The 7,919-nt window shown below is 57.5% G+C and carries 7 protein-coding genes; all 7 read left to right on the top strand.

Annotated elements, in window-relative coordinates:
- The coding region (locus L0H65_RS10240; protein ID WP_301458777.1) for a hypothetical protein at positions 1 to 217 on the top strand (217 nt) is incomplete at its 5' end.
- 96 nt (positions 218 to 313) lie between these two features.
- The gene (gene rpoC / locus L0H65_RS10245; RefSeq protein WP_301458778.1) at positions 314 to 4,528 is read left to right on the top strand and encodes a DNA-directed RNA polymerase subunit beta'; all 4,215 of its coding nucleotides are present in this window, start codon (positions 314 to 316) and stop codon (positions 4,526 to 4,528) included.
- Positions 4,529 to 4,684: 156 nt separating this feature from the next.
- Entirely contained in the window at positions 4,685 to 5,605 is a 921-nt protein-coding gene (locus L0H65_RS10250) for a DMT family transporter (protein WP_301458779.1), read from the top strand.
- A gap of 110 nt (positions 5,606 to 5,715) precedes the next feature.
- Positions 5,716 to 6,438 carry a hypothetical protein gene (locus L0H65_RS10255; RefSeq protein ID WP_301458780.1) on the top strand — a complete coding sequence of 241 codons (723 nt, stop codon included), beginning with the start codon at positions 5,716 to 5,718 and terminating at the stop codon, positions 6,436 to 6,438.
- A 286-nt stretch (positions 6,439 to 6,724) separates the two neighbouring features.
- A complete protein-coding gene (gene rpsL / locus L0H65_RS10260) occupies positions 6,725 to 7,096 on the top strand; it encodes a 30S ribosomal protein S12 (RefSeq protein ID WP_301458781.1) in 372 nt (123 codons plus the stop codon).
- Between the two features lie 11 nt (positions 7,097 to 7,107).
- Positions 7,108 to 7,578: a 30S ribosomal protein S7 gene (gene rpsG, locus L0H65_RS10265; protein ID WP_301458782.1), complete on the top strand. Its 471-nt coding sequence runs from the start codon at positions 7,108 to 7,110 to the stop codon at positions 7,576 to 7,578.
- A 9-nt stretch (positions 7,579 to 7,587) separates the two neighbouring features.
- Positions 7,588 to 7,919 (top strand): GTP-binding protein (locus L0H65_RS10270; protein WP_301458783.1); only part of this gene is annotated, 332 nt, incomplete at its 3' end.

The following is a 7,919-nucleotide window of genomic DNA, read 5'->3' on the forward strand; positions in this document are numbered from 1 at the left end:
AGTCTGGGCACTAGAGGCATATGGCGCGACTTATACCTTGCAAGAGATGCTGACTGTGAAGTCGGATGACGTGGCCGGCCGGACCAAAGTGTATGAGAGCATCGTGAAGGGTGAAGACAACTTTGAGGCCGGCGTGCCTGAAAGCTTCAACGTTCTGGTGAAGGAAGTGCGCGGCCTCGGCCTGAATATGGAACTCCTGGACGCGGAAGAAGAGTAAGCGGTTGGCCCCGGTTTTTCGGTGAAAATCAGAATTTTCGCCGAAAATTCGGGGTCGCGCCTTCGCCTTCCGACGCCCCTTTTCAAGGATTGAGACATGAACCAGGAACTTTCGACCAACCCGTTCAACCCGGTTGCCCCGGTCAAGACGTTCGACGAAATCAAAATCTCTCTGGCCTCGCCCGAGCGGATTTTGTCGTGGTCCTACGGTGAGATCAAGAAACCGGAAACCATCAACTACCGCACGTTCAAGCCAGAGCGTGACGGGTTGTTCTGCGCGCGCATCTTTGGCCCGATCAAGGATTACGAATGCCTGTGCGGCAAATACAAGCGCATGAAATATCGCGGCGTTGTCTGCGAAAAATGCGGTGTGGAAGTCACGCTGCAAAAGGTCCGCCGTGAGCGGATGGGCCATATCGAACTGGCAGCACCCGTTGCCCACATCTGGTTTCTGAAATCCCTGCCAAGCCGTATTGGCCTGATGCTGGACACCACGTTGCGGGATCTGGAACGCATCCTGTATTTCGAGAACTATGTCGTGATCGAACCCGGTCTGACCGACCTGACTTATGGCCAGTTGATGACCGAGGAAGAATTCCTCGACGCGCAAGATCTGTATGGCGCCGATGCTTTCACCGCCAATATCGGGGCTGAGGCCATTCGTGAAATGCTGGCCGCGATTGATCTGGAAGCGACTGCCGAGCAGTTGCGTGAGGAGTTGAAGGAAGCCACTGGCGAATTGAAGCCGAAAAAGATCATCAAGCGTTTGAAGATCGTTGAGAGCTTCCTTGAATCCGGCAACCGCCCGGAGTGGATGGTCCTGACGGTTCTGCCAGTGATCCCGCCGGAACTGCGCCCACTTGTGCCTTTGGATGGTGGCCGTTTCGCGACCTCCGACCTCAACGACCTTTACCGTCGCGTTATCAACCGCAACAATCGCCTTAAGCGGCTGATCGAGTTGCGCGCGCCGGATATCATCGTGCGCAACGAAAAGCGGATGTTGCAGGAATCGGTCGATGCGCTGTTTGACAACGGCCGCCGTGGCCGCGTCATCACAGGCACCAACAAGCGTCCGCTGAAATCGCTGTCGGACATGCTCAAGGGCAAGCAGGGGCGGTTCCGTCAGAACCTTCTGGGCAAGCGCGTCGACTTTTCGGGCCGTTCGGTCATTGTGACTGGGCCGGAACTGAAGCTGCACCAGTGCGGCCTGCCGAAGAAGATGGCTTTGGAACTGTTCAAGCCGTTCATCTATTCGCGTCTGGAGGCCAAGGGCCTGTCCAGCACCGTGAAACAGGCGAAGAAACTGGTCGAAAAAGAGCGTCCCGAGGTCTGGGATATTCTTGACGAGGTGATCCGCGAACATCCGGTTCTTTTGAACCGCGCGCCGACGCTGCACCGCTTGGGTATTCAGGCGTTTGAGCCGATCCTGATCGAAGGCAAGGCGATCCAGCTTCATCCGCTGGTGTGTTCGGCCTTCAACGCCGACTTCGACGGCGACCAGATGGCGGTTCACGTTCCGCTGTCGTTGGAAGCGCAGCTCGAGGCCCGCGTCTTGATGATGTCGACCAACAACGTGTTGTCACCCGCAAACGGCGCGCCGATCATCGTACCGTCGCAGGACATGATTTTGGGTCTGTATTACACGACGATGGAACGCAAGGGCATGGTCGGCGAAGGCATGATCTTTGCCGATGTGACCGAAGTGGAACATGCCTTGGCTGCTGGCGCCGTGCATCTGCACGCCAAGGTCACCGCGCGGATCAAGCAGGTGGACGAGGAAGGCAATGAGGTCTGGAAGCGGTTTGAAACCACGCCGGGTCGTTTGCGCTTGGGCGCGTTGCTTCCGCACAACGCCAAAGCACCGTTTGATCTGGTAAACCGATTGTTGCGCAAGAAAGACGTTCAAAACGTCATCGACACGGTTTACCGCTACTGCGGGCAGAAAGAGAGTGTGATCTTCTGCGACCAGATCATGACCATGGGTTTCCGGGAGGCGTTCAAGGCCGGGATTTCCTTTGGCAAGGATGACATGCTGATCCCCGACACCAAATGGGACATCGTGAACGGCGTTCGCGATCAGGTGAAGGACTTTGAACAGCAATATATGGACGGCCTGATCACTCAGGGCGAGAAGTATAACAAGGTTGTCGATGCTTGGTCGAAGTGCTCCGATACGGTTGCAGGCGAGATGATGAAAGAAATCTCGGCCGTGCGCTATGATGATGCCGGCGCAGAAAAAGAGCCGAACTCGGTTTACATGATGTCCCACTCCGGGGCGCGTGGTTCGCCGGCGCAGATGAAGCAACTTGGCGGGATGCGCGGGCTTATGGCCAAACCGTCGGGTGAGATTATTGAAACACCGATCATCTCCAACTTCAAGGAAGGTCTGACCGTGTTGGAGTATTTCAACTCCACCCACGGTGCCCGCAAGGGTCTTGCAGATACGGCTTTGAAGACGGCCAACTCGGGCTATCTGACGCGGCGTCTGGTGGACGTGGCGCAAGATTGTATCGTGCGGGCGCATGATTGCGGCACCGAAAACAGCATCACAGCCTCGGCTGCGGTGAATGACGGTGAGGTTGTCTCCTCCTTGGCAGAGCGTGTTCTGGGCCGTGTTGCGGCTGAGGATATTCTGGTGCCGGGCAAGGATGAGGTGATCGTTGCTCGCGGTGAGTTGATCGACGAGCGCACGGCCGATCTGATTGATCAGGCAGGGGTTGCTTCGGCGCGTATCCGCAGTCCGCTGACCTGTGAGGCCGAAGAAGGCGTTTGCGCCCAATGCTATGGTCGTGACCTGGCGCGTGGTACTCTGGTGAATCAAGGCGAGGCAGTCGGCATCATCGCCGCGCAGTCCATCGGGGAACCGGGTACGCAGTTGACGATGCGGACGTTCCACATCGGCGGCATTGCACAGGGTGGTCAGCAATCGTTCCTTGAAGCGAGCCAGGAAGGCAAGGTGGAGTTCCGCAACGCCAACCTGCTGGAAAACGCCAATGGCGAACAGGTTGTCATGGGCCGTGCGATGCAAATCGCGATTATCGACGAGGCCGGGCAGGAACGTGCAGCGCATAAGGTGTCGTATGGTGCCAAGGTTCACGTCAAGGATGGCCAAACGGTCAAACGCGGCGCGAAGCTGTTCGAGTGGGATCCTTATACCTTGCCGATCATCGCAGAAAAGGCGGGGGTTGCGCGGTTTGTCGACCTCGTGTCCGGTATCTCGGTGCGTGAGGATACCGATGATGCGACAGGGATGACACAGAAGATCGTGTCTGACTGGCGCTCAGCTCCGAAGGGCAACGATTTGAAGCCGGAAGTCATCATCATGGATGAAAACGGCGAGCCGGTGCGCAATGAGGCCGGGAATCCGATCTCCTATCCGATGTCGGTTGACGCGATTCTGTCGGTCGAAGACGGGCAGGACATCCGCCCCGGTGACGTTGTGGCCCGTATCCCGCGCGAAGGTGCCAAAACCAAGGACATCACCGGGGGTCTTCCCCGCGTGGCGGAATTGTTTGAGGCGCGGCGTCCGAAGGATAACGCGATCATCGCGGAATCCGATGGCTATGTGCGGTTCGGCAAGGACTACAAGAACAAACGCCGCATCACGCTGGAACCGATTGACGACACGTTGCAGCCGTTGGAATACATGGTGCCGAAGGGCAAGCATATTCCGGTTCAGGAAGGTGATTTCGTCCAGAAGGGCGATTACATCATGGATGGCAACCCCGCCCCGCACGATATCTTGCGGATCCTCGGGGTTGAGGCGCTTGCAAACTATATGATCGACGAAGTGCAGGACGTGTACCGCCTGCAAGGCGTGAAGATCAACGACAAGCATATTGAAGTGATCGTCCGTCAGATGCTGCAAAAGTTCGAGGTTCTCGACTCGGGCCAGACCACGCTTCTGAAAGGCGAAAACGTCGATAAGCAAGAGTTGGAAGAAGCCAACGCCAAGGCGCATAAAATGGGTGTTCGCCCGGCAGTGGCGGAGCCGATCTTGTTGGGTATCACCAAGGCGTCCTTGCAGACCCGCAGCTTTATCTCGGCGGCGTCGTTCCAGGAAACCACGCGGGTTCTGACCGAGGCTTCGGTTCAGGGCAAGCGCGACAAACTGGTCGGGCTGAAAGAGAACGTGATCGTCGGTCGTCTGATCCCCGCCGGGACCGGCGGTGCCACCAGCCGCGTCAAGCGGATCGCAGCAGAGCGCGACGTGAAGGTTGTGGAAGCGCGGCGGGCTGACGCCGAACAGGCCGCGGCTCTTGCAGCACCGGAACCGGCAATGGCGGACCCGATGGAAAGCCGCGACGAGTAAACACGCAGCCTGCGTGAAATTTGGCCCTCCGCAAGCGATTGCGGGGGGCCTTTGATTTTGTGCGGGTTACAAAAAACGCAGGTTGTGGGCTTGACCTTGGATCATGGCATCGGGAAGGCTGCGGCAAGGGCAAACGGTGCCAACGGGAGAACAGGTTTGGCGGTTTCGGACAATACGCGCGGCATCCTCTATATGGCGATTGCCATGGCGACCTTCACCGTCAATGACACCCTGATGAAGCTGGCGACAAAGGTGGTGCCCCTGTCCGAAGCGATTGCGCTGCGCGGGGTGATGTCGCTTCTCGCGCTGCTGGTTCTGGCGCGGATGATGAAAGTTCCCAGCCTGCGCATTGCGCCGAGCGATCGGGGTTTGCTCGGATTGCGGACCTTCGCGGAACTTGGAGGGACCATTACCTTTCTGCTGGCCTTGCAGCAGATGCCCCTCGCGAACCTTTCGGCGATCATGCAATCCTTGCCGCTGGCCGTAACACTTGGCGCGGCGCTGATCATGGGGGAAGCCGTCGGGTGGCGGCGGATGACGGCCATTCTGATCGGCTTTGGTGGCGTGTTGCTGATCGTGAGGCCGGGAACCGACGGCTTCAATATCTGGGCGATGCTGGCGATACTGTCGGTTGCCTTTGTCGTGATGCGGGATTTGGTGACGCGGCGGTTTTCCAACGCGCTGCCATCAGTAACAATCGCGATCTATACCTCGATCGGGGTGACAACCATGGGCTTTGCGGGCTTTGCGCTGGAGCCGTGGATCGCCGTCTCGCTGCGGGAGTTTCTGTTGCTCGCGGGTGCTTCTGCGGGGCTGATCGCGGGCTATCTGTTTATCGTCATGGCAATGCGGGTCGGGGATGTGGCAATTGTCGCCCCTTTCCGCTATTCCGCCCTGCTTTGGGCCATCGGATTCGGCTGGCTGGTCTTTGGTGATTTCCCGCGCGTCCTGACACTGATCGGCGCGGCAATCGTCGTGGCAACCGGGCTTTACACCTATCTGCGGGAGCATCAGTTGCATCGCCGGCTGAACCTGAGCAAGGCCGCATTGACCAAGGGGGCGCCGCCCAATCATTGACTTGCCGTTGGGATACGGCGAAATATCATTCGGGCGCGGGAGCACGCGGTTTGCCGAAGGACCAAAAACAAAAAGCCCGCATTCGGCGGAGTCATAAAGGGAAGCATCATATGGGCAAGGCAAACAGGTCAGAGAAAAGCACCGCGAAAGCTGGCGCGCCGAATTTGAACCTGACCGATCTTGCCGATAGTTTCGGGTCGGACAAAGGTTCAACCAAGCACCGCTACACCGAACTTTATCAGATGCTGTTCTACCCATACCGCGACAAAAAGATCAACTTTCTGGAAATGGGGCTGCTGATCGGCGGGCCGGAGCATGGGATAGACAAGGACCGCGAAACCAAGGACGCGCCGTCGATCCGGATGTGGTTGCAGTTTTTCAGCAAGGCGAAAATCTACGGTCTCGATGTTTCGGATTTCTCATGGTTCGAGGATGACCGCTTTTCCTTTCTCCGCTGCGATATGGATCGGCGGGAAAATATCCGTGAGGCAGCAAAGTCACTGCCGGAGTTGGATATCATCATCGACGATGCCTCCCACGCTTCGCATCATCAGCAATTCGGTTTGCTGGAACTTTGGGGCAAGCTGAAACCCGGTGGGCTTTATGTGATCGAAGATTTGCGCTGGCAACCGAAGATGATGGAGAAGGCGGGGATCACCAAGACAGGCGATCTGCTTTACGGGATGCAGGTCAACAAACGGTTCGAACATTCCGACCCGGCAATTGAAGCGGAGTTGAATGCGTTGACCCCGGAAATGTCGGGCTGTTTCGTGTTCCCTGTGGGTTACAACCGGACCCGTCGGCATCAGGTCGCGGTCGTGCACAAACGCTGAATTCCCATTCGGCGAAGTGCGGGAGCCCGTGTTGACATCCCCCGCGACTCCCCCTATACGCCCCCTCACCTGAGGGGCGCATTGCGTCCGGACGGTCTCAAAGACTGAAGTGGTCATGATCCGGGCCTTGAACCGCCCCGATCCTCTGGAATTCCACCGCAACGTCACCCGCAAGGGCGACGACTGCGGTTTTGGTGTTTTGTGTAGGCACAAGATGCCGTCGAGAAGCAGTGTGCCGGAACGTGAACCGGTGCGAGTATTGACAGTTGCAACACGAGGAACGTGAATGCCAACGATCCAACAGCTCATCCGCAACCCGCGCGAACCGCGCGTGAAGCGGTCCAAGTCTATGCACTTGGAAGGATGCCCCCAAAAGCGCGGCGTATGTACCCGCGTTTACACCACCACCCCGAAAAAGCCGAACTCGGCCATGCGGAAAGTCGCCAAAGTGCGTCTGACCAACAGCTTTGAGGTTATCTGCTATATTCCAGGTGAAAAGCACAACCTTCAGGAACACTCCGTTGTCCTGATCCGCGGCGGTCGTATCAAAGACCTTCCGGGTGTCCGTTACCACATCCTGCGCGGTGTGTTGGATACCCAAGGCGTCAAGGATCGTCGTCAGCGTCGTTCGAAATACGGCGCAAAGCGGCCGAAGTGAGGGGATAAGATATGTCACGTCGTCACGCCGCTGAAAAACGCGAGATTCTGCCTGACGCCAAATATGGCGACAAGGTTCTGACAAAGTTCATGAACAACCTGATGATCGACGGCAAGAAATCTGTCGCCGAATCCATCGTCTACAACGCGCTGACTCGCGTTGAGCAGCGCCTGAAGCGCGCACCCATCGAGTGCTTCCATGAAGCCCTTGAGAACGTGAAGCCATCGGTTGAAGTCCGGTCGCGCCGCGTTGGTGGTGCAACCTATCAGGTGCCGGTTGATGTGCGCACCGAGCGCCGCGAGGCATTGGCCATCCGTTGGCTGATCATCGCTGCCCGCAAGCGTAATGAGAACACCATGGAAGAACGTCTGGCTGCCGAGCTTTCGGATGCCGTCAACAACCGTGGTACTGCCGTGAAGAAGCGGGAAGACACCCATAAAATGGCCGACGCGAACAAAGCGTTCAGCCATTACCGCTGGTAAGGGGGCATCATGGCTCGCGATTATCAAATCGACCACTACCGCAATATCGGGATCATGGCGCATATCGACGCGGGTAAAACCACGACGACCGAGCGGATTCTGTTCTACACCGGCAAGAACCACAAAATGGGCGAGACGCATGAAGGTGCGTCCACCATGGACTGGATGGAGCAGGAGCAGGAACGCGGAATCACCATCACTTCCGCTGCGACCACCACGTTCTGGCAGCGTCAGGAAGACCCGACCAACGAAGGCACCAATGAAACGAAATATCGTTTCAATATCATCGACACACCCGGCCACGTTGACTTCACCATTGAAGTTGAGCGGTCGCTGGCTGT

Source organism: Pseudorhodobacter sp., from assembly GCF_030452865.1.
Classification (GTDB): Bacteria; Pseudomonadota; Alphaproteobacteria; order Rhodobacterales; family Rhodobacteraceae; genus Pseudorhodobacter.

Bases quoted from the DNA above. Each gene is read 5' to 3' on its own strand.
- rpsL (WP_301458781.1), top strand. From the start codon at position 6,725: ATGCCAACGATCCAACAGCTCATCCGCAACCCGCGCGAACCGCGCGTG.
- rpsG (WP_301458782.1), top strand. From the start codon at position 7,108: ATGTCACGTCGTCACGCCGCTGAAAAACGCGAGATTCTGCCTGACGCC.
- L0H65_RS10255 (WP_301458780.1), top strand. From the start codon at position 5,716: ATGGGCAAGGCAAACAGGTCAGAGAAAAGCACCGCGAAAGCTGGCGCG.
- rpoC (WP_301458778.1), top strand. From the start codon at position 314: ATGAACCAGGAACTTTCGACCAACCCGTTCAACCCGGTTGCCCCGGTC.